This window comes from Phytopseudomonas daroniae (assembly GCF_004327275.1).
GTDB lineage: Bacteria > Pseudomonadota > Gammaproteobacteria > Pseudomonadales > Pseudomonadaceae > Aquipseudomonas > Aquipseudomonas daroniae.
In genome coordinates this window covers 1-1,254 of sequence record NZ_QJUJ01000023.1, presented here as the reverse complement: position 1 = coordinate 1,254, position 1,254 = coordinate 1, and the positions used below count along the sequence as shown (strand labels likewise).

At 55.3% G+C, this 1,254-nt stretch carries 1 protein-coding gene; it reads right to left on the bottom strand.

What is annotated here, in order from left to right; all coding sequences use genetic code 11:
* Window positions 1-41: 41 nt before the first annotated feature.
* Window positions 42-1,016 carry an IS110 family RNA-guided transposase gene (locus tag DNK10_RS25800; RefSeq protein WP_131193493.1) on the bottom strand — a complete coding sequence of 325 codons (975 nt, stop codon included), beginning with the start codon at window positions 1,014-1,016 and terminating at the stop codon, window positions 42-44.
* Window positions 1,017-1,254: the final 238 nt, after the last annotated feature.

The window sequence follows — 1,254 nt, the reverse complement described above, 5'->3', positions numbered from 1 at the left end:
TCGATTTGGTGGGCTTCATGACGTAGATACCGTCTTGAATCTCACTTCGCAACAGCCAATTTAGGGTCGAAGGGATTACCTGATTTAAGCACTCCGTAAGCAATGCACAGCAGCTTGCGCATGGCCGCGCAGACAATCTTTTTGCCTGCTTTTCCTTTGTCGCGCATACGTTCAGCCATCGCCTTGATGGCGGGGTTATGGGTCATGGAGGAAACAGCGGGCAGATAGAGCCCGCAGCGAAGCAGCGCCGAGCCCATTCGCGATATGCAGACATGGCCTTTGAGCTTTCCGGACTCTTGCAGCTTGGGGTTCAGACCCGCAAAAGCTGTAACGGCTCTGCTGCTGTCAAAGCGCTGGATATCACCAAGCTCGGCCAATAACAGCGCAGCCGTTTTGTCGGCGATGCCATTAATGCTCTTGAGCAGATCCCGCTGCCCCCTGAGATCATCGTGGTCATCGAAGTGCTCTTGGATGGCCTTCAACGTGTCAGCGATCTGTTGGCGTATGTGCGCGAGCATGGACTGGATCGACTCGGCTGCTTTGGCATCGCTGGTGACGTCCAGACGGTTCTGTTCCATCTGCTCCAGTTCCTGGAGATCCTTCAAGCGCCGCATCAGGGCTCGGAGACGGCGAATGGAGGGCTTTTCAGGCTGCCAGGCGCGCAACTTGTCCTGGTGTCTAAGGCCATACTCGGTAATCAGTTTGGCGTCGACCTTGTCCGTCTTCACTCGCTGCAACTGACTGGTGGCGTAGCTAGCAGTCTGAGATGGGTTCAGAACGCAAACCTTGTAATCTCTTTTGTGCAGCCACTCGGCGAGCGCCTCGTGGTAAATGCCTGTCGCCTCCATCACGATCCAGGCATGTGGCTCTGCGTGCTTGCTCAACCACTGCTGCAAGAGCTCGAATCCGTCCGGATCGTTGGCCAACTTGGCTTTGGTGCGGTACTTACCGTTGACCTGCAGGGTCGCAATGTCAAAGGTGTGTTTAGCAATATCAATACCGACAACAGCGCTCATCATGTCCTCCTGTAAATGGCTGATCGTCACTGCATCCGTCCTACCTTGTTGATGCGAGCTCGAAGCTCTGGATACCGTTCGGACTTACGGGATGAGTGCGGAGAAGTGCAGCGCAATCTACGTTACAAGCTCAAGGCTTTAGGGTGGACACGGCTTGCAGCTCCTCCCCCGATGATCAGTCGGGAACTATCGCCTCTGGCGAGGAGGTAGTCGAGATACAAGGGTGGACGACGCTTCA

Coding starts and splice junctions, on each gene's coding strand:
- DNK10_RS25800 (WP_131193493.1), bottom strand. CDS start 1,016: ATGAGCGCTGTTGTCGGTATTGATATTGCTAAACACACCTTTGACATT.